Source organism: Pseudomonas sp. JV245A (assembly GCF_032424515.1).
Taxonomy (GTDB): Bacteria; Pseudomonadota; Gammaproteobacteria; order Pseudomonadales; family Pseudomonadaceae; genus Aquipseudomonas; species Aquipseudomonas protegens.
In genome coordinates, this window is record NZ_VYKE01000019.1 from 21,260 (window position 1) to 45,582 (window position 24,323).

At 64.8% G+C, this 24,323-nt stretch carries 21 protein-coding genes; 6 read left to right on the plus strand and 15 right to left on the minus strand.

Annotation, left to right across the window (positions count from 1 at the left end):
• Window positions 1–525 precede the first annotated feature (525 nt).
• Window positions 526–1,581: a hypothetical protein gene (locus F6S12_RS08315; protein WP_011064054.1), complete on the minus strand. Its 1,056-nt coding sequence runs from the start codon at window positions 1,579–1,581 to the stop codon at window positions 526–528.
• A 242-nt stretch (window positions 1,582–1,823) separates the two neighbouring features.
• Between F6S12_RS08315 and F6S12_RS08320 the strand changes: the two genes are divergently transcribed.
• Window positions 1,824–3,215: an L-cystine transporter gene (locus tag F6S12_RS08320; protein ID WP_041120276.1), complete on the plus strand. Its 1,392-nt coding sequence runs from the start codon at window positions 1,824–1,826 to the stop codon at window positions 3,213–3,215.
• 57 nt (window positions 3,216–3,272) lie between these two features.
• Here F6S12_RS08320 and F6S12_RS08325 read toward each other — a convergent pair whose 3' ends face one another.
• The gene (locus tag F6S12_RS08325; RefSeq protein WP_053160339.1) at window positions 3,273–3,785 is read right to left on the minus strand and encodes a dihydrofolate reductase; all 513 of its coding nucleotides are present in this window, start codon (window positions 3,783–3,785) and stop codon (window positions 3,273–3,275) included.
• A 96-nt stretch (window positions 3,786–3,881) separates the two neighbouring features.
• Between F6S12_RS08325 and F6S12_RS08330 the strand changes: the two genes are divergently transcribed.
• Entirely contained in the window at window positions 3,882–5,261 is a 1,380-nt protein-coding gene (locus F6S12_RS08330; RefSeq protein WP_315868836.1) for a DUF2868 domain-containing protein, read from the plus strand.
• Entirely contained in the window at window positions 5,254–6,633 is a 1,380-nt protein-coding gene (locus tag F6S12_RS08335; RefSeq protein ID WP_053154379.1) for a GTPase/DUF3482 domain-containing protein, read from the plus strand. Before F6S12_RS08330 ends, F6S12_RS08335 begins: the two co-directional genes overlap by 8 nt.
• A 123-nt stretch (window positions 6,634–6,756) precedes the next feature.
• Here the strand turns inward: F6S12_RS08335 and F6S12_RS08340 are convergent, their stop codons facing one another.
• The 7 genes from F6S12_RS08340 to F6S12_RS08370 all read right to left on the minus strand — a co-directional run bounded on the left by F6S12_RS08340 (window position 6,757) and on the right by F6S12_RS08370 (window position 15,750).
• Window positions 6,757–7,308 (minus strand): phosphonate degradation HD-domain oxygenase, encoded by a 552-nt coding sequence (locus tag F6S12_RS08340; protein WP_315868837.1) that lies wholly within the window; start codon window positions 7,306–7,308, stop codon window positions 6,757–6,759.
• A complete protein-coding gene (locus tag F6S12_RS08345) occupies window positions 7,308–8,441 on the minus strand; it encodes a TIGR03364 family FAD-dependent oxidoreductase (protein WP_011064060.1) in 1,134 nt (377 codons plus the stop codon). The genes F6S12_RS08340 and F6S12_RS08345 overlap by 1 nt, the downstream gene beginning before the upstream one ends.
• A 59-nt stretch (window positions 8,442–8,500) precedes the next feature.
• The gene (locus F6S12_RS08350) at window positions 8,501–9,526 is read right to left on the minus strand and encodes a putative 2-aminoethylphosphonate ABC transporter substrate-binding protein (protein ID WP_011064061.1); all 1,026 of its coding nucleotides are present in this window, start codon (window positions 9,524–9,526) and stop codon (window positions 8,501–8,503) included.
• 50 nt (window positions 9,527–9,576) lie between these two features.
• A complete protein-coding gene (locus F6S12_RS08355; RefSeq protein WP_315868838.1) occupies window positions 9,577–11,301 on the minus strand; it encodes a putative 2-aminoethylphosphonate ABC transporter permease subunit in 1,725 nt (574 codons plus the stop codon).
• A 1-nt stretch (window position 11,302) separates the two neighbouring features.
• The gene (locus F6S12_RS08360; RefSeq protein ID WP_315868839.1) at window positions 11,303–12,379 is read right to left on the minus strand and encodes a putative 2-aminoethylphosphonate ABC transporter ATP-binding protein; all 1,077 of its coding nucleotides are present in this window, start codon (window positions 12,377–12,379) and stop codon (window positions 11,303–11,305) included.
• Between the two features lie 157 nt (window positions 12,380–12,536).
• Window positions 12,537–13,400, minus strand: a complete 864-nt coding sequence (locus tag F6S12_RS08365) for a LysR family transcriptional regulator (protein WP_011064064.1) — start codon at window positions 13,398–13,400, stop codon at window positions 12,537–12,539.
• Between the two features lie 16 nt (window positions 13,401–13,416).
• Entirely contained in the window at window positions 13,417–15,750 is a 2,334-nt protein-coding gene (locus F6S12_RS08370) for a heavy metal translocating P-type ATPase (RefSeq protein WP_072443536.1), read from the minus strand.
• 88 nt (window positions 15,751–15,838) lie between these two features.
• Between F6S12_RS08370 and cadR the strand changes: the two genes are divergently transcribed.
• Entirely contained in the window at window positions 15,839–16,288 is a 450-nt protein-coding gene (gene cadR / locus F6S12_RS08375) for a Cd(II)/Pb(II)-responsive transcriptional regulator (protein ID WP_047289796.1), read from the plus strand.
• A 15-nt stretch (window positions 16,289–16,303) separates the two neighbouring features.
• Here the strand turns inward: cadR and F6S12_RS08380 are convergent, their stop codons facing one another.
• The 4 genes from F6S12_RS08380 to F6S12_RS08395 form a co-directional block, all read right to left on the minus strand.
• Complete coding sequence (locus F6S12_RS08380) at window positions 16,304–16,891, minus strand: undecaprenyl-diphosphatase (RefSeq protein WP_169892457.1); 588 nt, start codon at window positions 16,889–16,891, stop codon at window positions 16,304–16,306.
• Window positions 16,892–17,067: 176 nt separating this feature from the next.
• Window positions 17,068–18,039: a thymidylate synthase gene (locus tag F6S12_RS08385; protein WP_015637397.1), complete on the minus strand. Its 972-nt coding sequence runs from the start codon at window positions 18,037–18,039 to the stop codon at window positions 17,068–17,070.
• Window positions 18,040–18,085: 46 nt separating this feature from the next.
• On the minus strand, window positions 18,086–18,895 hold the full coding sequence (gene lgt / locus F6S12_RS08390) for a prolipoprotein diacylglyceryl transferase (RefSeq protein WP_011064069.1): 810 nt from the start codon (window positions 18,893–18,895) through the stop codon (window positions 18,086–18,088).
• An 81-nt stretch (window positions 18,896–18,976) separates the two neighbouring features.
• Complete coding sequence (locus F6S12_RS08395) at window positions 18,977–19,759, minus strand: sulfite exporter TauE/SafE family protein (RefSeq protein ID WP_026020005.1); 783 nt, start codon at window positions 19,757–19,759, stop codon at window positions 18,977–18,979.
• A gap of 123 nt (window positions 19,760–19,882) precedes the next feature.
• Between F6S12_RS08395 and F6S12_RS08400 the strand changes: the two genes are divergently transcribed.
• Window positions 19,883–20,629: an NRDE family protein gene (locus F6S12_RS08400; protein WP_152686514.1), complete on the plus strand. Its 747-nt coding sequence runs from the start codon at window positions 19,883–19,885 to the stop codon at window positions 20,627–20,629.
• Window positions 20,630–20,702: 73 nt separating this feature from the next.
• On the opposite strand, the gene ptsP is transcribed toward F6S12_RS08400, so the two are convergent.
• A complete protein-coding gene (gene ptsP / locus F6S12_RS08405) occupies window positions 20,703–22,982 on the minus strand; it encodes a phosphoenolpyruvate--protein phosphotransferase (protein WP_011064072.1) in 2,280 nt (759 codons plus the stop codon).
• Window positions 22,983–23,004: 22 nt separating this feature from the next.
• Window positions 23,005–23,484: an RNA pyrophosphohydrolase gene (locus tag F6S12_RS08410; RefSeq protein WP_011064073.1), complete on the minus strand. Its 480-nt coding sequence runs from the start codon at window positions 23,482–23,484 to the stop codon at window positions 23,005–23,007.
• A gap of 144 nt (window positions 23,485–23,628) precedes the next feature.
• Between F6S12_RS08410 and F6S12_RS08415 the strand changes: the two genes are divergently transcribed.
• A complete protein-coding gene (locus F6S12_RS08415) occupies window positions 23,629–24,285 on the plus strand; it encodes an HAD family hydrolase (protein WP_019093432.1) in 657 nt (218 codons plus the stop codon).
• Window positions 24,286–24,323 lie beyond the last annotated feature (38 nt).

Consider the following 24,323-nt stretch of genomic DNA (forward strand, 5'->3'; position numbering starts at 1 on the left):
CGGGGGGATGGGAAACGGACGCGATTATGGCAGAGGGGGTTTGGCAGTCACAAGTTGAAACATTCTCCGCCTATAGCGGACGCCGGCTCCGCACCGAACGACAGACACCCCTTGCGGGAGCTGGCTTGCCAGCGAAGGCATCCGCGAGGGCGACGCCCGGCCCAAAGGCCTCTTCGCCGGCAAGCCGGCTCCTACAAAAAGATCGCCGGTTTACCGTAGGAGCTGGCTTGCCAGCGAAGGCGTCCGCGAGAGCGACGCCCGGCCCAAAGGCTTCTTCGCCGGCAAGCCGGCTCCTACAAATAGATCGCCGGCCTACCGTAGGAGCTGGCTTGCCAGCGAAGGCGTCCGCGAGAGCGACGCCAGATCCAAAGGCCTCTTCGCCGGCAAGCCGGCTCCTACAAATAGATCGCCGGCCTAACGTAGGAGCTGGCTTGCCAGCGAAGGCGTCCGCGAGAGCGACGCCAAACCCAATGGCCTCTTCGCCGGCAAGCCGGCTCCTACAGAGGGGCGGTGTAGCGGGCAGGCTTACTGGATGTCTTCGGGCTTGACGATCACCCAGTTCTTGTCGGCGGTCACCGGCAACCCTTCCTTGGCCTGGGCCGCGGCGTGCTTGGCGATCATGCCGTTGAGCTGGGTCATGTACTTGTCCTTGCGGTTGATCCACAGGTGGATGCCGCCCTTGGCCACGTCAACATCGTGGAACAGCATGTAGCCGTCGCTGGTGGGGGTGTCGCCGCCCACCAGCACCGGTTTCTTCCACTCGTCGATGTAGGTCAGGATCGCCGCATGCTTGCCCGCCATCCAGGTGGCCGGGGTCCACAGGTAGGGGGTCAGTTCAAGGCCGAGGTTGGCCTTCTCGTCATATTTGCCTTCGCTGATCTGCTTGCGCGCGGTGGTCAGGGCGCCAGTCTTGCGATCCTTGAGCAGGGTGGTCACGCCGATGACGTTCTGCGGCTTGACGTTGTAGCCGTACTTGGGATCGGCGGCGACCATGCGCACCAGCTCTTCGGAGGCGGCGGTCATCACATAGACCTCGATACCGTTCTCCATAAGCTTGTTGTACAGCTCGGCCTGGCCGGTGAAGACCTTGGGCGGGTTGACCTCGATGGTCTTGACCACATCACCGTCGTAATAGGTGCTCGGCACCGGCTTGCCGGAAGCCATCAGCTCATCGACATAGCCCTTGAGCTCCTTGAGGGTAAAGCCGGAGAACACCTGGGCGACCCAGGGGTAGCAGACCATGTCGTCGATTTCACAGAGGCGGTAGTAGTAGCTGAACAGGCTTTCCTTGTGCTCGGCGGTGTCCTTGAACGGGATCAGCTTGAGCGACGGGTCAAGCGTGTCGCGGGTAATCAGGCCCTTGTTTTCCATGAAGGGCAGCAGGGATTCTTCCAGGTCGTAGCGGTAACTGGTGTTGTCCATGTCGAACACCGCGTAGTTACCCTTGTTGGCATTGGCCGCGATCATCGCGTCCAGCTGCTTGGCCTGTTCCGCGGGCCAGTGCTTCAACTCGGTGGCCAGGGCCTGGCCGGCGAGGCCCAGGCAGAGTGCGACTGCGAGCAATTTCGGAGCGAGTTTCATCGGCGGTTTTCTCCCTGAGTGAAAGCCTTCGACGCTAACAAATCCCTGTGACAGTTCTCGTCTCCACGCGACCGCTTGCGTCCCGTAAGCGCCAGCCACATGCGCCTGAACGTCAATCGCTTATTCCAAAAACGACAGTTGCCATGCGATATCGTTATTAATTCAATAGATTTCAAGCTGTTAGGCTTGCCGGTTCGCAATCGCCCTGAGCCGCGATTGGCACAAGCCTTATCGGAGCCCCAATGAATCTGCCGCTGTTCCTCAACCTGCTGGTGTTCCTGGCCTTGCTGCTGGGCCTGGCACAAACCCGCCATACCACCTGGAGCCTGGCCAAGAAAGTCCTGCTGGCCCTGGTGCTGGGCGTGGTCTTCGGCATCGCCCTGCACAGTATCTACGGCGCCGGCAACCCGGTGCTCAAGGCCTCCATCGCCTGGTTCGACCTGGTGGGCAACGGCTACGTGCAATTGCTGCAGATGATCGTCATCCCCCTGGTGTTCGCCTCGATCCTCAGCGCCGTGGCCCGCCTGCACAATGCTTCGTCCCTGGGCAAGATCAGCTTCCTGACCATCGGCACCCTGCTGTTCACCACTGCCATTGCCGCGCTGGTGGGCATCGGCCTGACCAACCTGTTCGGCCTGACCGCCGAAGGGCTGGTGGCCGGCACCCAGGAAATGGCCCGCCTGCAAGTGATCCAGAGCGATTACGCAGGCAAGGTGGCCGACCTCAACGTGCCGCAGCTGCTGCTGTCGTTCATCCCGCAGAACCCCTTCGCCGACCTGGCCCGGGCCAAGCCGACCTCGATCATCAGTGTGGTGATCTTCGCCGCCTTCCTCGGCGTCGCGGCGCTGCAGCTGCTCAAGGACGATGCCGACAAGGGCCAGAAAGTGCTCAACGCCATCGACACCCTGCAAGCCTGGGTGATGCGCCTGGTGCGCCTGGTGATGAAGCTCACGCCCTACGGTGTGCTGGCGCTGATGACCAAGGTGGTGGCCGGTTCCAACCTGCAGGACATCATCAAGCTGGGCAGTTTCGTGGTGGTGTCCTATATCGGCCTGGGGCTGATGTTCGTGGTCCACGGCCTGCTGGTGGCACTGGCCGGGATCAACCCGCTGCGCTTCTTCCGCAAGGTCTGGCCAGTGCTGACCTTCGCCTTCACCAGCCGCTCCAGCGCCGCCAGCATTCCCCTGAGCATCGAGGCCCAGACCCGGCGCCTGGGCATTCCCCAGTCCATCGCCAGCTTTGCCGCCTCGTTCGGCGCCACCATCGGCCAGAACGGCTGCGCCGGCCTGTACCCGGCCATGCTGGCGGTGATGGTTGCCCCGACCGTGGGCATCAACCCGCTGGACCCGCTGTGGATCGCCACCCTGGTGGCCATCGTCACCCTGAGTTCCGCCGGCGTTGCAGGCGTGGGCGGCGGCGCGACCTTCGCCGCGCTGATCGTGCTGCCGGCCATGGGCCTGCCGGTGTCGCTGGTGGCGCTGCTGATTTCCGTGGAGCCGCTGATCGACATGGGCCGCACCGCGCTCAACGTCAGCGGTTCGATGACCGCAGGCGCGATCACCAGCCAGGTGATGCAGCAGACCGACAAGGCGCTGCTGGACGCCGATGAGCACGAAGAACTGGCTCAGGCCTGATTGATCTCTTCGCCGGCCCGCCGGTTCCTTCGGGAGCCCGGCTGGCTGGCGGAGCGCTCAGCGCTTCTCCCACACCTCGAAGCTGTACGCCGGCTTGTCCCCTTCCGCCGGGTTCGGCACCTCTGACACCCGCTTCCACTGTTGCTCATCGAATTCCGGAAACCAGGCATCGCCTTCCGGGCTCAAGGCTACCCGCGTCAGGTACAGGCGATCCGCCTGCTCCAGCCCCTGGCTGTAAAGCTGTGCGCCACCGATCAGCATCAGCTCGTTGGCGCCCTGCTCCAGTGCCCACTCCTCGGCCCGGGCCACTGCCGCCTCCAGGGAGGGGTAGACCTCGGCACCTTCGAGCATCAGGCCGGTCTGACGACTGACCACGATATTCAACCGCCCCGGCAACGGCCGGCCGAGAGAGTCCCAGGTCTTGCGCCCCATGATGATGGGCTTGCCCAGGGTAGTGGCCTTGAAGAATTTGAAATCCCCCGGCAAATGCCAGGGCATGCTGTTGTCGACGCCGATCACGCGGTTTTGTGCGAGGGCCGCGATCAGGCTGAGAGGGAGAGATTTTTTCATGCCGGCGAGGATACCAGAGGACCAGGACCTGGCAACGTACCCCGATCCGCGCTGCAGCAGTTATGCTCAGCGCACTTTTGAGCGATGGAATGACGCGTGACTGCACTGACTCCCCTGCAACGCCTGTGGCTGACCGAAACCGTGCGCCTGCGCGAGGAACACGCCGGCCCGCTGGAAGATCAGGAAGCCAATCGCCTAGCCCGCAACCAGGGCGGCGACCTGGCGACCCGGATCCAGAACCGCGCCCTGTGGCTGGCCCAGCGTGACGGCCTGCACAGCGCCCTGCTGCACTGGCAGCAGGGCGCACGCCTGGCCCTGCTGGCGCTCTCGGTTCTGGCGGTGATCAGCGGTGCCGGCCTGGCCTTCAGCGCCCTGGGCAGCACCCAGCAACCGGTGAACGTGTTCTGGGCCCTGGGCAGCCTGCTGGGAATCAACCTGATCCTGCTGCTGAGCTGGCTGGCAGGCCTGCTGTTCGCCGGCGAGCACGGCGCCAGCCTGGGCCGCCTGTGGCTGTGGCTCAGCGAGAAATTCTCCCGCGATGCCAAGGCCGCGCAGTTGCCGCCGGCCCTGCTGCTGTTGCTGCAACGGCGCAAGCTCAACCGCTGGGCCCTGGGCAGCCTGATCAACGGCCTGTGGTGCCTGGCCCTGTTCAGCGCCGTGGTCATGTTGCTGTTGCTGCTGACCACCCACCGCTACAGCTTTATCTGGGAAAGCACCCTGCTGGGCAGCGATGCCTTCGTGGCCATTACCAACACCTTGAGTGCCCTGCCCCGTGGCCTGGGCTTTGGCGCGCCGAGCGTGGCGAGCATCCAGGCCAGCACCCGGGATGTCTACAACACCGAACTGATCCGCCAGTCCTGGGCCATCTGGCTGGTGGTGCTGGTGACGATCTACGGCGTGCTGCCGCGCCTGCTGCTGATGCTGTTCTGCCGCTGGCGCTGGAAACATGGGCAGGCGCGCCTGCAACTGGACCTCAACCTGCCGGGCTACGCCCAATTGCGTGAGCGCCTGATGCCCAGCAGCGAGCGCCTGGGGGTCAACGATGCGGCCCCCGAGCAGTTGCACCGGGTCGAAGGCGGCGTCAGTGCCCAGGACAGCAGCGGCGCCCTGCTGGTGGCCATCGAACTGGACAACCAGCGCCCCTGGCCGCCGCAACTGCCCGAGAGCGTCAAGGACGTCGGCATCCTCGACAGTCGCGAGTCGCGCAGCCGCCTGCTGGAGCAGATGAGCCGTTTCCCCCCGTCGCGCCTGGTGATCGCCTGCGACCCGCGGCGCTCGCCGGACCGAGGCAGCCTGGGGCTGATCGCCGAACTGGCGCGCAACGCCAGCGCCACCCGGGTCTGGCTGCTGCAAGCCCCGCCCGGCCAGGCCCTGGACGCCGATCGCCTGGGCGACTGGCACAGCGCCCTGCACCAGCTGCAGTTGCCCTTCGCCGATTGCGCCCCCCTCGACTGGCTGGAGAACGGTCATGACTGATACCCGCCACAAGCCACTGAAACTCGCCGTGGTCGGCCACACCAACGTCGGCAAGACCTCGCTGCTGCGCACCCTGACCCGGGACGTGGGTTTTGGCGAGGTTTCCCATCGCCCCAGCACCACCCGGCACGTGGAAGGCGCCCGCCTTTCGGTGGATGGCCAAGCCCTGCTGGAGCTCTACGACACCCCTGGCCTGGAAGATGCCATCGCCCTGCTGGATTACCTGGAGCGCCTGGAGCGCCCGGGCGAACGCCTGGACGGCCCGGCGCGGATGGCGCGGTTTCTCGACGGCAGCGAGGCCCGCCAGCGCTTCGAACAGGAAGCCAAGGTCCTGCGCCAGCTGCTGGCCTCGGACGCCGGCCTGTATGTGATCGACGCCCGCGAGCCGGTGCTGGCCAAGTACCGCGATGAGCTTGAAGTGCTCACCGGTTGCGGCAAGCCGCTGCTGCCAGTGCTGAACTTCGTCAGCAGCGCCGACCAGCGCGAAGGCGACTGGCGCGATGCCCTGGCCCGCCTGGGGCTGCACGCCCTGGTGCGCTTCGACAGCGTGGCGCCACCGGAGGACGGCGAACGGCGCCTGTATGAAAGCCTGGCGCTGCTGCTGGAGCACGCACGCCCGGCCCTGCAACGCTTGATCGACGACCAAGAGGCCCAGCGCCTGGCCCGCCAGCACAGCGCAGCGCGGCTGATTGCCGAGCTGCTGGTGGACTGCGCCGCCTGCCGCCGCAGCGTAGCCAGCGACGCCCAACAGGAACAACAGGCCATAGGCGAACTACGCCAGGCCATCCGCCAGCGCGAGCAGCGCTGCGTCGAGGCCTTGCTCAAGCTCTACGCCTTCCGCCCCGAGGATGCGTCGGCCAGCGACCTGCCGCTACTGGACGGGCGCTGGGGCGACGACCTGTTCAACCCGGAAACCCTCAAGCAACTGGGGGTGCGGGTGGGCAGCGGCATCGCCGCCGGAGCCGCGGCCGGCGCAGGGGTGGATTTGCTGGTGGGTGGTTTGACCCTGGGGGCCGCGGCGCTGGCCGGGGCTATTGCCGGCGGCGCCCTGCAAACCGCCCGCAGCTATGGCAGCCGCCTGCTGGGCAAACTCAAGGGCCAGCGCGAGCTGACCGTGGACGACAGCGTGCTGCGCCTGCTGGCCCTGCGTCAGCGCCAGCTGGTACAGGCCCTGAACCTGCGCGGGCATGCGGCTATGGACAGCATTCGCCTGGCCACGCCGGAGGACAAGAGCTGGCGCGAAGGCAAGTTGCCAGAGGCCCTGAACAAGGCCCGGGCGCACCCGCAGTGGTCATCGCTCAATCCGCAGAAGCGCCTGAGCCAGGCCGAGCGCCAGGAGCAGATCGAGGGGCTGGCTCAACATCTGCTGTAGCCGCTGCCGAGCCCGCGAGGCTGCGCAAAGGGCCGCAGGACCTTCAACAACCCCAACAGCGGCGCCTCCTTCGGAGCCGTTCGCAGCCTACGGCAGCGGCTACAAAAACCAAGCCTGTACCCGCTAAAGCAATGCCAGCGCCTTGCCCTTGAGCACCTGCAAATCCATCACCGGCACCCACATTTCCTTGGCCTGCTCGTCCCAGTGGCGCATGCGCAAACTCACCGCCCATAACGGGTCGAGTTCGAAGGCTGCCGCCTCTGCCGCGCTCATCACCCCACCCTGGTATTCCAGGGTGCGCCGGCTGGCTTCGCTCAGCCGCTGGTAATAACCGGGGTCCTTGAAGGTCAGGTAGCGCTTGGCCTGGACGTGGTATTCCACCAGCCGCGCCAGGCGTTCGCTGAAACCCGCCCGGCGCAGGTAGTCCGCCCCCAGGCGCTCATGGCTGACCACGCCGAAGCCGCCCATGTTCTCGGCATCCTGCTGGCAGATATGCCCGATATCGTGGAAGAACGCCGCCAGCACCACCTCGTCGTCATAACCTTCCGCCAGGGCCAACTGCGCGGCCTGGGACATGTGCTCGATCTGCGACACCGGCTCGCCGATGTAGTCGCAGTCGCCGAAACGCTCGTACAGGCCGAAGACCTCGTCGACCACCTGCTGTCGCCGCTCCATCACGCTTCCTCCAGCAGTCGGGCGATATTGCCCTCGGCCATGGCCGGGCCAACGCTCATGCCGACCCCGGTGTGCATCAGGGCCACATGGACCCCGGGGGCCGCCTCCAGGAAGGAGAACGGCGCCGGGCCGCGAGCGCCGTAGACACCCTGCCAGCGCTCCACCACCCGGACCCTGCAACCCAGGGTCTGCTCGGCCAGTTCGAGCAGCCAGTTGTCCACCTGTTCAGCATTGAACGGTGAAGGATCGCTACCGTAATCGTGGGAATCACCGATGATCAGCTCACCGTAGGGAGTCGGACTGATCAACAGGTGGATACCATGCTCGTGCAGATGGGGCGCCTCGCGCAGAATCTGCGCTTGCACCGCGGCGGCTTCCGGCAGGTCGGCGAAGGCCCCGTAGTGCACGCAACTCAGACCGGTCAGCAGGGCATGTTGCAGGTTGAGATTGGCCTCGGGCCGCGCCCGGAGCATCTGCAAGCGGCAGATCTGCGGCTGCAAGGCAGCGATCTGATCCGCCAGCAGGGTCTGATAATCGTGCCCCGAACACAGCACGATCCGCGGCGCGTGGAAGTTGCCGGCGGTGCTGCGCAACTGGCCCGGCTGGATATCCCGCACCAGGGTCGAGAAGTGAAACTGCACCCCCAGGTCCCGGCGCAGGTAGTCGATCAACTGCGGGATCGCTTCACGGGAATACAGCTGCTGGTCGTCCAGGCCGTGCAAGGCCGCCCGGTGATGGCGGAACTGGCCGCCGTACAGATCATTCAGCGCCGCGCCCTGGAGCAGCTCGACGCGGTAGCCGTGCTCCAGCGCACGCCCGGCGCAGAAGGCTTCGAGCAACTGCTCCTCGGCTTCACTGCGGGCGAACAGGAAAGAGCCGTTGCGCTTGAGTTGCAGGCCCGCCAACTGTTGCCAGTCGGCCCAGATCTCGCGGCTGGCCCTGGCCAGCTCCAGCATGGTGCCCGGCGGCTGGCCGGTGACCAGGGCCTGGCCGAAGTTGCGCACCGAAGCGCCCAGGGGCGTGGCGCTGCGCTCGAAAACGTGCACCCGCAGACCGCGTTTGGCGGCGGCATAGGCATGGGACAGGCCCAGGATGCCGGCGCCGACGATCAGCAGATCGCTGTGATTGGTCATGAGTTGTTTCCTGGATGGGGAGCGCCTTCGCCGGCAAGCCGGCGAAGGCGATTGATCGGCTACTGCTTGGCAACCTTTTCCGACTTGCCGTCATAGCGCTTGCGCCATTCGGCGAGGATCTCGTCGCGGTTCTTCGAGGCCCAGGCAAAGTCGTTCTTGATCAGGCGCTGCTCGTAGTCGGCCGGCAGTTCGGTCTGCGGCTTGGCGATGCCCGGCTGGGCCAGCACGGCGAAGTTTTCCTTGTACAGCTCCATGGCCTCGGGGCTGGCGGAGAAGTCGGCGAGTTTCTTCGCCGCCTCTTCATGAGGCGTGCCCTTGATCACCGCGGTGGCTTCGATTTCCCAGCCCAGGCCTTCCTTCGGTAGGACAATGTCCAGCGGCGCGCCCTGGCGCTTGAGCTGCACGGCCGGGTACTCGAAGGAGATGCCAATCGGGAATTCACCGGCAGCGGCCAGCTTGCAGGGCTTGGAACCGGAGTGGACGTACTGGCCGATGTTCTGGTGCAGCTCATCCATGTACTGCCAGCCCTGCTTCTCGCCGAAGGTCTGCAGCCAGGCGCTGACGTCGAGGAAGCCGGTGCCCGAGGAGGCCGGGTTGGGCATGACGATCTTGCCCTTGTACTCGGGCTTGGTCAGGTCCTGCCAGCTCACCGGCTTGGTCAGGCCCTGCTTTTCGGCCTCCACGGTGTTGAAGCAGATGGTGGCGGCCCAGACGTCCATGCCGACCCAGGCCGGTGGGTTGGCGGCGTCGCGGTAGTTCGGGCCGATCTTGCCCAGATCCTTGGGCGCATAGCTTTGCAGCATGCCCTGCTGGTCGAGGATCGCCAGGCTGGACGCGGCCAAGCCCCAGACCGCATCGGCCTGCGGGCGGGCTTTTTCCGCCAGCAGTTTGGCGGTGATGATCCCGGTGGAATCACGCACCCACTTGATCTCCACGTCCGGATTGGCCTTTTCGAAGGCTTGCTTGTAGGACTTCAGTTGCTCGGCTTCGAGGGCGGTGTAGACCGTCAGCTCGGTTTTCGCAGCAAAGGCGTTCAGGCTGACAGCAGAGAGGACGGCAGCGGCAAGAGCCAGGGGCTTGAACATGGTGCGGTTCCTTAGTGAGTGCAGATCAGAGTGGGGGTGGGTGAAGCGCATCAGTGGCCCGGCGTGCCCTGGCGCCAGGCCTGGGAACGGCGCAGCAGGCCGCGCGAAGCCCAGGCCAGGAGCAGCGAGACGCCGGCGGAGGTGAACAGGATCAGAGTCGACATCGCCGCGGCACCGCCGACGTTGCCGGCGTCGTCCATGTTCAGCACGGCGACGGCGGCAAGGATGGTGTCCGGGCTGTAGAGGAAGATCGCCGCCGACACCGTGGTCATGGCCGAAACGAACAGGTAGCGCACGATATCCAGCAGCGCCGGCAGGCAGATCGGCACGGTAACCCGCAGGTAATGCCGGTACAGCGGCGCCTTGAGCGACAGCGCGGCCGCCTCGAATTCGGCATCCAACTGACGCAGGGCGGTGGTGGCGGTCATCTGCGCGGTGGTCAGGTAGTGGGCGATGGTGCACACCACCAGCAGGGTCATGGTGCCGTAGAACACATGCAGCGGGTTGCCATTGAGGTTGAAGAAGAAGACGTAGCCCAGGCCCAGCACCAGCCCGGGCACCGCCATGGGCACGAAACTGAGCATGCGCAGCGCCAGGTTCAAGCCGCGCTGGCCGCGGGTCTTCTCCATCAGGTAGGCGCCGGTAAAGATCACCACGCTGCCGATCAGCGCCGTGCACAGGGCCATGGTCAAGCTGTTGCGGTAGGCCAGCCAGCCACCGCCGGCGGTGTCGTTGAACTGGTAGTGGTTCAGCGACAGCGACAGGTTGTAGGGCCAGAATTTCACCAGCGACGAAAACACCGCCATGCCGAACACCAGCAGCAGGGCCGCGCAGATCAGCAACACAATGGCCAGGTAGCAGCCATCGCGCAGCCGCGACGGCGCTGGCTTGAATACCTGGGCACGGCCGCTCATGGAGTCGCCATGGCGCCGGCGCAGCCAGGCGTCGACACCGAAGCTGAACAGGGCCGGCAACAGCAGGACCATGCCGATCAACGCGCCGCGGCCGAACTGCTGCTGCCCCACCACCGCCTTGTAGGCTTCCAGGGCCAGCACCTGATAGTCGCCACCCACTACCACTGGCACGCCGAAGTCGGTGATGGTCAGGGTGAACACCAGGCAGAAGGCGGCGAACACCGCCTGCCGAGTGGCCGGCCAGGTGATGCTGCGAAAGGCCTTGGCGGGGCTGGCGCCCATGCTCGACGCGGCGTCGAACAGCCGCGCGTCCGCCAGGGACAGCGCCGAGAGCAGGATCATCAGGGCATGGGGAAAGGTGTAGATGACCTCGCCGAGGACGATGCCCCAGAAGCCGTAGATGTTCTCGGCGAACAGGCCACGCAGCATCCCCTGATTGCCAAACAGATAGACCAGGGCAATGCCCGGGAGCATCGACGGCGCCATCAGCGGCAACAGCGACAGGCCGCGCCAGATGCCCTTGCCGGGAATCAGCGTGCGTTGCAGGGCGTAGGCGAACAGGTAGGCCAGGGGCACGACGATAGCGGCCACGCTAAGGGAGACTTTCAGGCTGTTGCCCAGCAACCAGTGGAAGTTTTCGCTGGCCACCAGCTCGCGAGCCGCCAGCCAGCCTCCACCCTGCCCGGCCTCGGCGCTGAAGCCCCGCCAGAAGATCGCCAACAGGGGCAACAGCACCGCTACACCCAACAGGACCAGAAGCAGGACCTTGCCGCCGACGACAAAAATACGGTCGCCGATCTCGGCACGAGAAGCCTGGCGCGCCCGCTTGACGGGTAGCGGCAGGGACATTGGCACGCTCATCTTAGGCAAACACCTGAAGGCTGCGCGGCGGCAAGGCGACCCAGATGTCCTGGGCGCCCAGACGCGGCATGGCTTCCGGGGCCAGCTCGGCCAGCAGCGCATGCCCCGGCAGCTCGTTGAGTTCGAAGCTCATGCGGCAGCGATTGCCGAGGAAAGTGATCTCGCGGACCTTGGCCGGGAACAGGTTTTCCTCGTGCACCAGCGGATTCACGCTGATGGCTTCCGGACGGCAGAACAGCCGGCCCGAGGCGGTCTTGGCCGAGCCGTCGGCCAGGCGCACATTCATGCCGCCAACCTGGGCATGGCTGTCGCTGTTGCGACTGAAGGGCAGCCAGTTGCCCTGGCCGACGAATTCGGCGACGAACGGCGTGGCCGGACGGTCGTAGATTTCCTGAGGCGTGGCGTACTGCTCGACCTTGCCGTTATTCATCACGGCAATGCGGTCGGCCATAAGCATGGCTTCGTCCTGGTTGTGGGTAACCATCAGGGTGGTGATCCCCAGGCGCCGCTGCAGCTGGCGCAGCTCGGTGCACAGGTGCTCGCGGACCCGGGCGTCCAGCGCCGACATCGGCTCGTCCAGCAACAGCAACGACGGCGCCGGTGCCAGGGCACGGGCCAGGGCCACGCGCTGCTGCTGGCCGCCGGACAGCTGGCCGGGGTACTTCTTCTCGCTGCCGGTCAGCCCCACCAGTTCCAGCATCTGCGCCACGCGCTTGCGCGCTTCTTCGCGGCCACTGCCGGACAGGCCGTAGGCGATGTTGGCTTCTACCGTGAGGTTGGGGAACAGCGCGTAGGACTGGAACAGGATCCCGTAGTCCCGGGCCTGGGGCGCGAGCAGCGACACGTCCCGATCCCCGAGGTACAACTCGCCCTGGTCCTGGCGTTCCAGGCCGGCGATGCAGCGCAGCAAGGTGGTCTTGCCGCAGCCGGATGGCCCCAGCAGGCACACCAGCTCCCCGGCGGCGACGTCCAGGGACACGTTATCCAGCGCGGTGAAGGCACCGAAGCGCTTGTGGATACCGCGCACTTTCATCGGCGCACCGGGATTGCTCAGGGCATTTGCAGCACAGTTGTTCATGGACGCACCTCATCTAGCAGATGAGGCAAATCCTAGAGTTGCAATGCGTCGGTCATATGGCAGTAAGGCAAAAACGACCGATAGTGGTATTCAGGGATTTGGGTTCACTTGTGAATCATGTGCTCACGAAGGCATCGGCATGGCCGATGCAGATCTTTCAGGCGGGAGCCATTTCCTGGGCCAGGCCGAGAAAGGCGGCGGGCAGGCGCGCGTTCTTGCGCTCCTTGAGGCAATACAGGTACTCGGCGATCTGCGGCGCGTTTTCGATGGTCAGTACCCGCAGCTGCGGGTCGTGGGGCACTTCCTGGCGGGCAATGATGCTGATGCCGATATTGCGCAGCACCGCCTCGCGGATCGATTCACGGCTGCCGATCTCCAGCAGCGGACCAAAACTGACGTTGGCGTTCTTCAGCAGACCTTCGGTGAGGCTGCGGGTGGTGGAGCCGGGTTCGCGCATCAGCAGCGTGTGCCCGGCCAGGGCGTTGAGGGGCACGTGATCCAGCGCCGCCAGGGGGTGATTGCGATGCACCGCCAGCACCAGCGGATCGCTGCCCAGCACCCGGCGGACCAACCGCGAATCCTCCAGCAGTTGCGAGGAAGCGGCCACATCCACCCGATAGTCTTCCAGCGCCTCCAGGACCTGCTGGGAGTTGCCGATTTCCACCGAGACCTCCACCTGGGGCAGGCGCTGGCGGAAAGTCTTCACCAGATCGAGGATGTAGTACGGCGCGGTGGCGGCGATGCGCAGCGTGCCCTGCACCTGCCCACAGTTGCGCAGGAAGAATTCGATGTCCGACTCTTTCTGCAGCAGCTCCTTGACCATCGGCAGCAGGCGCGCGCCCTCATCGCTCAGGCTCAGGCGGCGCCCGCCTCGGTAGAACAGCTCCACCGCGTACTGGCTCTCCAGGTTGCGGACCTGGGTAGTCACCGTGGGCTGGCTGAGGCCGAGCTTCTTCGCCGCCTGGGTAATGCTGCCCAGGCGGGCGACCATGTAAAAAGCCTTCAGCTCGGCACTCAGCACAGGGTTCTCTCGTTGCTTATTTGCGCAGCAGGCGCAGACCGTTGAACACCACCAACAGGCTCACGCCCATGTCGGCGAACACTGCCATCCACATGGTGGCCAGCCCGGCAAAGGTTACCCCAAGAAAGATCGCCTTGATGACCAGGGCCAGGACGATATTTTGCTTGAGCACCACCGAGGTCTGGCGCGACAGGCGGATAAACGCCGGGATCTTGCGCAGATCATCGTCCATCAGGGCCACATCCGCGGTCTCGATGGCGGTGTCGGTGCCCGCCGCAGCCATGGCGAAACCGATTTCGGCACGGGCCAGGGCCGGGGCGTCGTTGATGCCGTCGCCCACCATGCCCACCCGATGGCCCTGGGCGTACAGGTCTTCGATGGCCTGCAGCTTGTCGGTGGGCAGCAGGTCGCCCCGGGCCTGGTCGATACCCACCTGGGCCGCGATGGCCTGGGCGGTATGGGGGTTGTCGCCGGTGAGCATCAGGGTCTTGATCCCCAGCTCATGCAATTGCTGGATGGCTTCGCGGCTGGATTCCTTCACCGTATCGGCCACGGCGAACAGCGCCAGCGGGCCATTGCGGTCCAGCAGCAGGACCACGGTCTTGCCCTGTTTCTCCAGGGCGAAGAGTTTTTCTTCCAAAGCCGGGGAGCACAGGCCCAGCTCTTCCACCAGACGATGGTTGCCCAGGTGGTACAGCTCGCCGTTGATCTCGCCGCGTACGCCTCGGCCGGTCAGGGCCTCGAAGTTATCCACAGGGTGCATGGCCAACTGCTTATCCACAGCCGCCTGGGCAATGGCCAGGGACACCGGGTGGTCGGAACGCCCTGCCAGGCTTGCGGCCAGGGCCGGGGCGGTGTCCTGGGCCAGCGGGTCCAGGGACAGGAAGTCGGTCTGCACCGGTTTGCCGTGGGTGATGGTGCCGGTCTTGTCCAGGGCCAGGTAGTCGAGCTTGTAGCCGCCTTCCAGGTAGACCCCGCCCTTGACCAGGATGCCCTTGCGCGCGGCAGCCGCCAGGCCGCTGACAATGCTCACCGGGGTGGAGATCACCAGGGCGCAGGGGCAAGCCACTACCAGCAGCACCAGGGCGCGGTAGATCCAGTCGAACCAGACGCCGCCCATGAATAGCGGCGGAATCAGCGCCACCGCCAGGGCGAAGGCGAATACCGCCGGGGTGTAGATTTTCGAGAAGCTGTCAACGAAGCGCTGGGTCGGAGCCCGGGCGCCCTGGGCCTGTTCCACAGCGTGGATGATCCGCGCCAGGGTCGAGTTGTTGGCGGCGGCAGTCACTCGGTATTCCAGGGAGCCGGCCTGGTTGATGGTGCCGGCGAAAACCTTGTCGCCCACAGTCTTTTCCACCGGCAGGCTTTCACCGGTGATCGGCGCCTGGTCGATGGTGGAGTTGCCGGACACGACCTCGCCGTCGAGGCCGATGCGCTCGCCGGGACGCACCCGCACCAGTGCGCCAAGTTCGACGTTTTTCGCTTCCTGTTCGCTCCAGTTGCCGTCTGCCTGCTGCACCGTGACCCGTTCCGGGGTCATCTGCATCAGGCCGCTGATGGCGTTGCGCGCCCGATCCAGGGAACGGGCCTCGATCAATTCCGCCACGGTGAACAGGAACATCACCATCGCCGCTTCCGGCCATTGGCCGATCAGCACAGCGCCGGTCACGGCGATGCTCATCAGGGCATTGATGTTGAGGTTGCGGTTCTTCAGGGCGATCCAGCCCTTCTTGTAGGTGGTCAGGCCACCACTGAGGATCGACACCAGGGCCACCAGGGCAATCACCCAGTCGGGCGCGGCATTGGTGAAATGGATGACCTCGGCAGCCAGCGCGCCGATACCGGACAGGGCCAGCGGCCACCAGGGCTTCTTCACAGGCGCTGCGGCAGGCGCGGCTTGGTCACCCTCCTGTTCCAGGGGTTCGGCGTGCATGCCCAGTGACTTGACCGCCTCGATGATAGGCGCGGTGCTCGGCAGGTCGTGAGTCACCCCCAGCACGCGGTTCATCAGGTTGAACTCCAGCGCCTGGACCCCGGCCAGCTTGCCCAGCTTGTTCTGGATCAGGGTCTGTTCGGTGGGGCAGTCCATGGCTTCGATGCGAAAGCTGCTCAAGCGCGCGCCGGCGGTCGGGGTCTCGCTCAGGGTGACCCTGGACGGCGCCAGGTCGGCGGAACCGCAGCAGGATGCGCCGTGGGCGGCATGATCGTGTGCCTTGACCGGCTGCAACTTGCCCGCGGGCGCATGGGAATGGCTGTGGCCATGACTGTGATCGTGATCGTGATCGTGATCGTGATCAGCCTGGGGCTGCTGATCCGCGGTTTTGCGCGGGCTGTGGAGAGAATCGCTCATTAGGGTCCCTTCCGAATTAAGGTGCTTGTTGCCAAGTGAACACCCTGTAGCCACTATAGGGTCAAGCACCCATTCGGAGACGACGGCAATGAAGATTGGCGAACTGGCGAAACTCACCGACTGTCAGGTCGAGACCATCCGTTACTACGAGCGCGAAGGGCTGCTGCCGGAACCGGCCCGCAGTGAAGGCAACTATCGCCTCTACACCCAGGCCCACACCGAGCGCCTGACCTTTATCCGCAATTGCCGCAGCCTGGACATGACCCTCGAGGAGATCCGCAGCCTGCTCAACCTGCGCGACAGCCCCCAGGGCCAGTGCGCCAGCGTCAACGCCCTGATCGACGAGCATATCCATCACGTCAAGGCGCGCATCGACGGCTTGCTGGCCCTGCAGGAACAACTGCTGGACCTGCGCCAGCGCTGCAGCGAGGGCCCGGACCTTGAGCACTGCGGAATTCTCCAGCGCCTGGAAGTCAGCGGCTCGGTGGCCCCCAATGAGAGCGAGCCCTCCCATGTCGGGCGCAGCCACGGGCACTGAACCCCTGGCGCGGTTTCAGGCGCCGCGCCGAACGCTGGCCGTCAGCCGCAGATAAGCCCCTTCGAGGATTGCCAGCAGCCGCTGGTCCAGTTGCTGCCAGGCCAGCCCCTGGCGCACCAGCCAGGCGCTGAGCCCCCCCACCAGGCAGCCACCCAGAATGTCGAAAGGGAAATGCACACCCAGGTAGACCCGTGCCCAACTCACCAGGAGCGCCAGGCCCAGCATCACCAGCCCGGTCTTGCGCAGGCTGGCCAGGATCAGCGCGAAAGCCATGGCGAACATGCCACTGGCGTGGTCGCTGGGGAAGGATGCCCCGGGCGCGTGGGCGAGGAAGTTCTGCCCCAGGCCGATCATGAACGGCCGCGGATGGAACCACAGCTCACGGATCAGCAGGTTGCAGACCAGGGCCAGGACAATGCTCAGGCCGGCGAGCAACACGATCATGCGCTGGCGGCGCTCGCCGAAAACCCAGAACACCACCAGCAGCAGCGGCACGCTGAGTACCACCCATTGCGCGAGAAAACCCGCCAGTGCACGCATCGGCATGGACGCCCCGGCACTGGCGTTGATGGCCAGGAACAGGCTGTGATTGAGTTCTTCCATTCGGGGCTCACGTTGAATGTCACAAGGACCACACCCCGCACCTGGCAGGGCCGCTACTCAGAGCGTAGCTGGCCGCCGGGCACAGCCATGCCCGGAACGGCTCCGGGCACAGGTCGATAAGGGCAACAGGATCAATCGACAAGGGCCGCGCGGCCCTTGCTGCAGTAGCTGGATGCTCAGACCGCCATCGGCGCCGTCATGGGCGCGTGGTGCTCATAGCCTTCCAGGGAGAAGTCGCTCGGTTCGATCAGCTCCAGCCACTCCGGCTGGTAGACGCCGGTCTTGGCGAACTCCGGCACACGCTCGGAAATCACCAGCTTGGGCATCGGGAACGGCTCGCGCTTGAGCTGTTCGTTGAGCATGTCCAGATGGTTTTCATAGACGTGGGCATCACCGATGAAATAGGTGAACCAGCGCGGCGTGTAGCCGGTCAGGCGGCCGATCAGGCTCAGCAGCGCAGCACCCTCGGTGAGGTTGAACGGCGTGCCCAGGCCCAGGTCGTTGGAGCGGATGTAGAGGGTCAGGGAGATTTCCCGGGTCTCGACATTGGGGTGGAACTGGTACAGCAGGTGGCACGGCGGCAAGGCCATTTCATCCAGCTGGGCGCAGTTCCAGCCGTGGAACAGGATCCGCCGGCTGCCCGGGTCGTTGATGATGGTGTCGACGCACTGGCGCACCTGGTCGATGGCCTTGTACAGCACCACGTAGCCCTGGCCGTCTTCCTCGCCCGCGGCGATCTGCCGGTAGCCCTGGCTCAGCGCCAGGTCGATGGCCGCCTGGTTGCTGGTCTTGATCTGTTTGTAGGCCGGCCACTTGCGCCACTGCACGCCGTAGATCTCGCCCAGGTCGTCGTCGCCCTGGCGGAACGGGTTGGCCAGCCACTGGGCGTTTTCGTTGGCGTTCTGGTCCCAGACCTTGCAGCCCAGCGCACGAAACTCGGCGGCGTTGTTTACCCCGCGCAGGAAGCCGACCATCTCGCCGATGGCCGACTTGAAGGCCATCTTGCGGGTGGTGATGGCCGGGAAACCTTCCTTGAGGTCGTAGCGCAGCATGGCCCCGGGGAAGCTGATGGTGTTCACACCGGTGCGGTTGGCCTGCTTGGTGCCGTTGTTGATGACGTGGGCCACCAGATCAAGATATTGCTTCATGAATTACCTGCATCCTTGAACCCGGGGCACGCCCCGGGGTTCGAATTTATTGCGCCGCGCTCTTGGCCGGAGCGCGATGATAAGCCAGCCAGATCAACCCCAGGCCACCGAGAATCATCGGCACGCACAGAACCTGACCCATGGTCAGCCAGTTCCAGGCCAGGTAGCCCAACTGGGCGTCCGGCACCCGGACGAACTCGACGATGAAACGGAAGATCCCGTAGAACAGGGCGAACATACCGGAAACCGCCATGGTCGGCCGTGGTTTGCGCGAGAACAGCCAGAGGATCAGGAACAGCGCCACGCCTTCCAGGGCGAACTGATACAGCTGCGAGGGATGGCGCGGCAATTGTGCCGGATCGCTGAACGGCGGGAACACCATGGCCCAGGGCAGATCGGTGGGCTTGCCCCACAATTCAGCGTTGATGAAGTTGCCGATGCGCCCGGCGCCCAGGCCGATCGGCACCATCGGCGCGACGAAATCCATCAGCTCGAAGAAGGTCTTGTTGTTGCGCTTGCCGAACCACCAGGCCGCCAGCATCACCCCGATGAAACCACCGTGGAACGACATGCCGCCCTTCCACACTTCGAAGATCAGGGTCGGGTTGGCCAAATAGGCGCTCAGGTCGTAGAACAGCACATAACCCAGGCGACCACCGACTATCACCCCCATGGACATCCAGAACACCATGTCCGAGAGCTTCTCCTTGCTCCAGGTCGGATCGAAACGGTTCAGGCGGCGCGACGCCAGCAACCAGGCACCGCCAATGCCGATCAGGTACATCAGGCCGTACCAGTGGATTTTCAGCGGGCCGATGGCCAGGGCCACCGGATCAATCTGCGGGTAAGGCAGCATTGCGACTCCTCGTAAGGGTTAGAACTTCAGATTCCCGGGGCAAACTGCCAGCCCAGGATTAAGCCAGGATTGCGTCACCACTCAGAACAGGAAGCTGAGCCCCACGCAGAACAGTAGCGCGGCGAACATGCGTTTCAACAGGCGTGGCGACAGTTTGTGGGCCAGGCGCGCGCCGATGCGGGCGAACACCATGCTGGTCAGGGCAATGCCCAACAGGGCCGGCAAATAAACGAAACCGAGACTATGGGCCGGGAGCAGCGGATCATGCCAGCCCAGAATCATGAAACTTAAGGCACTGGCCAGGGCAATGGGCAAACCGCAGGCCGATGAGGTGGCCACCGCCTGCTGCATGGGCACGCTGCGCCAGGTGAGAAAAGGCACGGTGAGGGAGCCACCGCCGATGCCGAAGATCGCCGAGGCCCAGCCAATCACACCGCCGGCGGCCGTCAGGCCCAGCTTGCCGGGCACCTGGCGGCTGGCCTTGGGCTTGAGCTCCAGGGTCATCTGCAGGGCCACCACGAGGGCAAACACACCGATGATTTTCTGCAGGTGCGGGCCGGAGATCGCCTCGGCGGTCAGTGCGCCGAAACCGGCGCCCAGGAGGATACCCACGGTCATCCAGGCGAAGATCGGCCAGCGCACAGCGCCACGCCGATGGTGCTCGCGCACCGCATTGACCGAGGTAAAGATGATGCTGGCCAGGGAGGTGCCGACCGCCAGATGGGTCAGCACCGAGACATCGAAGCCTTGCAGGGTGAAGCTGAACACCAGCACCGGGACTATGATGATCCCGCCGCCCACGCCGAACAGCCCGGCCAGCACGCCCGCACAGGCGCCCAGCAGCAGATAGAGCAGAAATTCCATGGGAGCATCCGAAAAATAGATCGGCATGGTAACGGAAGCGCCGCCCCGGACTCCACTGGATGGCGATGGATACCCGCCGGATCTGTGCGTAAAGTGGGCAAAAACACACAGGGGGCCACCTTAATGTGCTTGATCGTTTTCGCCTGGCGGCCGGGTCATGCTCAGCCACTGATCGTCGCGGCCAACCGTGATGAATTCTACGCGCGGCCGAGCCTGCCCCTGGGGCAGTGGCCGGAACTGCCGCAGATCCACGCCGGTCGCGACCTGGAAGCCGGCGGCACCTGGCTCGGGGTCGGCGCCGATGGCCGCTTTGCCGCCCTGACCAATATCCGCAACCCGCACCAGCCTCCGGCGCGGCGCTCGCGGGGTGAACTGGTGGCGCGCTTTCTCGCCGGCGACGTGCCCCTGGATGATTATTTGCGCGATGTAGTCGGGCGCTCGGTGGAGTACGCCGGGTTCAACCTGCTGCTGGGCAATGCCGAGCAGCTGTGGCACTACAACGCTCGGGACCCGCAGCCGCAACGGCTGGAGCCTGGGGTCTACGGCCTTTCCAATGCCGGGCTGGATACGCCCTGGCCCAAGCTGCTCAAGGCCAGGGCGGCGTTGCAGGAGGTGTTGCATGATCCACAGCCCCAGGCACTGCTGGCGCTGTTGAGCGACCCGCAGACAGCGCCCTTCGCCGACCTGCCGGACACCGGCGTGGGCTTGGCCACCGAAAGCCTGCTGTCCAGCGTGTTCATCGCCAGCCCCAGCTACGGCACACGAGCCAGCACGGCACTGATCGTCCACGCCGATGGCTCGCGGCATCTGCTGGAGCGTAGCTTCGGCCCCTATGGCGGGCATCTGGGAGAGGTCGAACTGAAGGTCTGAAGCGTTCCCCGGCACGCCGGCTCCCACGAACGCTTCTGTAGGAGCCGGCTTGCCGGCGAAGAAAACAACCCGGTTACAGGGTCTTGCTCGAAGCCGGATTGATCATCCGCGCCAGCCCGAGTTTCTTCAGCGCCAGTTGCAGCGAACTGTGGATAACTTGCGGGTTGTCGATGGTCATCATTTCCGCTAGCAGTTCCTTGGCCTTGGTCATGCTGACCTGACGCAGCATCCACTTCACCTTCGGCAGGTTGGTGGCGTTCATCGACAGGCTGTCGAAGCCCATCGCCATCAACAGCACCGCCGCCGCCGGATCACCGGCCATCTCGCCGCAGATGCTCACTGGCTTGCCTTCGGCATGGGCATCACGCACCACGTTCTGCAGCGCTTGCAGCACCGCCGGGTGCAGGTAGTCGTAGAGATCGGCCACCCGTGGGTTGTTGCGGTCCACCGCCAGCAGGTACTGGGTCAGGTCGTTGGAGCCTACCGAGAGGAAGTCCACCTGGCGCGCCAGCTCCTTGGTCTGGTACACCGCGGCGGGGATTTCGATCATCACCCCCACTGGCGGCATCGGTACGTCAGTGCCTTCATCGCGCACTTCGCCCCAGGCCCGGTGGATCAGGTGCAAGGCTTCTTCCAGCTCGTGGATGCCGGAAATCATCGGCAGCAGGATGCGCAAATTGTTCAGGCCTTCGCTGGCCTTGAGCATCGCCCGGGCCTGTACCAGGAAGATCTCCGGGTGGTCGAGGGTCACGCGGATCCCGCGCCAGCCAAGGAAGGGGTTGTCTTCCTTGATCGGGAAGTACGACAGCGACTTGTCGCCGCCGATGTCCAGGCTGCGCATGGTCACCGGTTGCGGATGGAAGGCCGCCAGCTGTTCGCGATAGATCGCCAGCTGTTCCTTCTCGCTGGGGAAGCGCTGGTTGATCATGAACGGCACTTCGGTGCGATACAGGCCCACGCCTTCGGCCCCGCGCTTCTGCGCCCGGGCTACATCGGCCAGCAGGCCGGTGTTGACCCACAGCGGCATGCGGTGGCCATCGGGGGTGATGCAGGGCAGGTCGCGCAGGGCATCCAGGCCCTGGGCCAGTTGCCGTTCTTCTTCCACCACATCGGCGAACTGCTTGCGCAGCACGTCGCTGGGGTTGGTGTAGACCTCGCCGTGGTAGCCGTCGACGATCATCTGGATGCCGTCGACCTTGGAGTACGGCAGGTCCACCAGGCCCATCACCGTCGGGATGCCCATGGCCCGGGCCAGGATCGCCACGTGGGAGTTGCCCGAACCCAGCACCGAGACCAGGCCCACCAGCTTGCCTTCCGGCACTTCGCCGAGCATGGCCGGGGTCAGTTCCTCACTGACCAGGATGGTGTTGTCGGGATAGACCAGGGTCTGCTGGCGCTCTTCCTGCAGGTAGGCCAGGAGCCGGCGGCCCAGGTCCTTGACGTCCGAGGCCCGCTCGCGCAGGTAGGCATCGTCCATCAGTTCGAAACGGTTGACGTGATCGGTGACCACCTGGCGCAACGCGCCCTGGGCCCATTGCCCGGTCTTGATCACGGCCTTCACTTCACTGCCCAGGGAGGCGTCGTCGAGCATCATCAGGTAGACGTCGAACAACGCGCGCTCTTCAGGGCGCAATTGAGTGGCGAGCTTTTCCGACAGCGCGCGCATATCGGCCCGCACCCCTTCCAGGGCGCTCTTGAACAGGGCCAGTTCGGCGTCGATGTCGGTGACGTGCTTGTCCGGCACCACATCCAGGTCGGCCGGCGGCAGCATCACCACCGCGCTGCCCACCGCCGCGCCGGGCGAGCCCGGTACGCCAACGAACTTGGCTTCCTGAATGCCCTTGCCCTGGCGACCCAGGCCACGGATCGAACCGGTGGCCTCGGCATGGGCGATAACCCCGGCCAGTTGGGCGCTCATGGTCACCAGGAAGGCTTCTTCGCCTTCGTCGAACTGGCGCCGCTCCTTTTGCTGGATAACCAGCACGCCCACCACCCGGCGGTGGTGAATGATCGGCGCACCGAGGAACGAGGCGTAACGCTCCTCACCGGTTTCGGCGAAGTAGCGATAGCGCGGGTGGTCGGCGGCGTTTTCCAGGTTGAGGGGTTCTTCGCGAGTGCCCACCAGGCCTACCAGGCCTTCGTTGGGCGCCATGCTGACCTTGCCGATGGAGCGCTTGTTCAAGCCCTCGGTGGCCATCAGGACGAAACGGTTGGTTTCCGGGTCCAGCAGATAGACCGAGCAGACCTGGCTGCCCATGGCCTCTTTGACGCGCAATACAATAATCCCCAACGCCGCCTTGAGATCCTTGGCGGAGTTAACTTCCTGGACGATCTTGCGCAGCGTATTGAGCATGGCTCGGGGTCGAACTCCGTCGTCAGTCGCGCACTAGCAGGCGCGGGGCAAGCTCTTTGAGAGCGCGGCGATACACTTCGCGCTTGAATGTCACCACCTGGCCCAACGGATACCAATAACTGACCCAGCGCCAGCCATCGAATTCCGGTTTACCGGTCAAATCCATCCGCACCCGCTGCTCGTTGGAGATCAGGCGCAGGAGAAACCATTTCTGCTTCTGGCCGATGCACAGCGGTTGGCTGTGGGTCCGGACCAGACGCTGCGGCAAACGATAGCGCAACCAGCCCCGGGTGCAGGCGAGAATTTGCACATCTTCGCGCTCCAGCCCCACTTCTTCGTTCAGCTCGCGATACAAGGCGTCTTCCGGCGTCTCATCGGGGTTGATTCCCCCTTGAGGAAACTGCCAGGCATCTTGATTGATACGGCGAGCCCATAGCACCTGTCCGGCATCATTGGTCAGAATGATCCCGACATTGGGGCGGAAACCATCGGGGTCGATCACGGCTACAACCTCGCAAACGCATGTCGCCGCATTGTTCCACAAAGCTTGGGAATGCAGCAACGAGGCTGCTTACCTTATGTGCACTCTTGTGAAAAGACCGTATTCTGGGCACCTTTTTCCGCGACTTTTCAGCGAGTAACTGCAATGCGCCTGGCTTTATTCGACTTGGACAACACGCTTTTGGGCGGCGACAGCGACCACGCCTGGGGCGACTATCTGTGCGAGCGGGGCTTCCTCGACGCCGTCGCCTACAAGACCCGCAACGACGAGTTCTATCAGGATTACCTGGCCGGCAAGCTCGACAATGCCGCCTACCTGAACTTCTGCCTGGAAATCCTCGGCCGCACCGACATGGCCGTGCTCGAAGAGTGGCACCGCGACTTCATGCGCGACTGCATCGAGCCGATCCTCCTGCCCAAGGCCCAGGCCCTGCTGGACAAGCATCGCGCTGCCGGCGACAAGCTGGTGATCATCACCGCGACCAACCGTTTCGTGACCGCGCCGATCGCCGAACGCCTGGGCGTGGAAACCCTGATCGCCACCGAATGCGAAATGCAGGATGGCCGCTACACCGGGCGCAGTACCGATGTGCCGTGCTTCCGTGAAGGCAAGGTCACCCGCCTCAACCGCTGGCTGGAAGAGACCGGCCACAGCCTGGAAGACAGCTACTTCTACAGCGATTCGATGAACGACCTGCCCCTGCTGGAGCAAGTGACTACCGCCGTGGCCGTTGACCCGGATCCGAACCTGCGGGCCGAGGCCGAGAAACGTGGCTGGCAGGTCATCAGCCTGCGCGACTAGACAGCTCGCCGGCGAGCCGGCTGTAGGCGCTGGCTTGC

What these genes read in the sequence shown, in the direction of transcription:
- F6S12_RS08350 (WP_011064061.1), bottom strand. Translation starts at nt 9,526, where the DNA reads ATGTTCAAGCCCCTGGCTCTTGCCGCTGCCGTCCTCTCTGCTGTCAGC.
- F6S12_RS08355 (WP_315868838.1), bottom strand. Translation starts at nt 11,301, where the DNA reads ATGAGCGTGCCAATGTCCCTGCCGCTACCCGTCAAGCGGGCGCGCCAG.
- F6S12_RS08400 (WP_152686514.1), top strand. Translation starts at nt 19,883, where the DNA reads ATGTGCTTGATCGTTTTCGCCTGGCGGCCGGGTCATGCTCAGCCACTG.
- F6S12_RS08340 (WP_315868837.1), bottom strand. Translation starts at nt 7,308, where the DNA reads ATGGAGCGGCGACAGCAGGTGGTCGACGAGGTCTTCGGCCTGTACGAG.
- F6S12_RS08380 (WP_169892457.1), bottom strand. Translation starts at nt 16,891, where the DNA reads ATGGAAGAACTCAATCACAGCCTGTTCCTGGCCATCAACGCCAGTGCC.
- F6S12_RS08370 (WP_072443536.1), bottom strand. Translation starts at nt 15,750, where the DNA reads ATGAGCGATTCTCTCCACAGCCCGCGCAAAACCGCGGATCAGCAGCCC.
- F6S12_RS08385 (WP_015637397.1), bottom strand. Translation starts at nt 18,039, where the DNA reads ATGAAGCAATATCTTGATCTGGTGGCCCACGTCATCAACAACGGCACC.
- ptsP (WP_011064072.1), bottom strand. Translation starts at nt 22,982, where the DNA reads ATGCTCAATACGCTGCGCAAGATCGTCCAGGAAGTTAACTCCGCCAAG.
- F6S12_RS08315 (WP_011064054.1), bottom strand. Translation starts at nt 1,581, where the DNA reads ATGAAACTCGCTCCGAAATTGCTCGCAGTCGCACTCTGCCTGGGCCTC.
- F6S12_RS08415 (WP_019093432.1), top strand. Translation starts at nt 23,629, where the DNA reads ATGCGCCTGGCTTTATTCGACTTGGACAACACGCTTTTGGGCGGCGAC.
- F6S12_RS08395 (WP_026020005.1), bottom strand. Translation starts at nt 19,759, where the DNA reads ATGGAATTTCTGCTCTATCTGCTGCTGGGCGCCTGTGCGGGCGTGCTG.
- F6S12_RS08325 (WP_053160339.1), bottom strand. Translation starts at nt 3,785, where the DNA reads ATGAAAAAATCTCTCCCTCTCAGCCTGATCGCGGCCCTCGCACAAAAC.
- lgt (WP_011064069.1), bottom strand. Translation starts at nt 18,895, where the DNA reads ATGCTGCCTTACCCGCAGATTGATCCGGTGGCCCTGGCCATCGGCCCG.
- F6S12_RS08335 (WP_053154379.1), top strand. Translation starts at nt 5,254, where the DNA reads ATGACTGATACCCGCCACAAGCCACTGAAACTCGCCGTGGTCGGCCAC.
- F6S12_RS08320 (WP_041120276.1), top strand. Translation starts at nt 1,824, where the DNA reads ATGAATCTGCCGCTGTTCCTCAACCTGCTGGTGTTCCTGGCCTTGCTG.
- cadR (WP_047289796.1), top strand. Translation starts at nt 15,839, where the DNA reads ATGAAGATTGGCGAACTGGCGAAACTCACCGACTGTCAGGTCGAGACC.
- F6S12_RS08360 (WP_315868839.1), bottom strand. Translation starts at nt 12,379, where the DNA reads ATGAACAACTGTGCTGCAAATGCCCTGAGCAATCCCGGTGCGCCGATG.
- F6S12_RS08345 (WP_011064060.1), bottom strand. Translation starts at nt 8,441, where the DNA reads ATGACCAATCACAGCGATCTGCTGATCGTCGGCGCCGGCATCCTGGGC.